Raw genomic sequence first — 220 nt, 5'->3', positions numbered from 1 at the left:
AGCTCGGGCGGCTTTTAGAAGATCATGTACCGCAATATGGTGTTTATCCGTAAAACGAGATTGCCACGTTCAACATGCCTCGCTAACTATTTTATTTTGTTAAGCGATTTGCCGTCCAAACATAAAGCAGCTCAAGTGCGATAGTTGCGCCAGCTAGAGCCGTAATTTCGCTTTGGTCATAGGCAGGAGACACTTCTACAACGTCCATACCAACCATGTT

1 protein-coding gene is annotated in these 220 nt (G+C 45.0%); it reads right to left on the bottom strand.

The annotated features are described in order from the left end of the window. Positions 1-91: 91 nt before the first annotated feature. Positions 92-220 (bottom strand): arginase family protein (locus AB4496_RS26895; protein WP_372132964.1); only part of this gene is annotated, 129 nt, incomplete at its 5' end.

The organism is Vibrio sp. 10N.222.46.A1 (assembly GCF_041473595.1).
GTDB classification, from domain to species: Bacteria; Pseudomonadota; Gammaproteobacteria; order Enterobacterales; family Vibrionaceae; genus Vibrio; species Vibrio tasmaniensis_A.
Note: the sequence above shows the minus strand (reverse complement) of the source record. Positions and strands in the feature narration are given on the sequence as shown.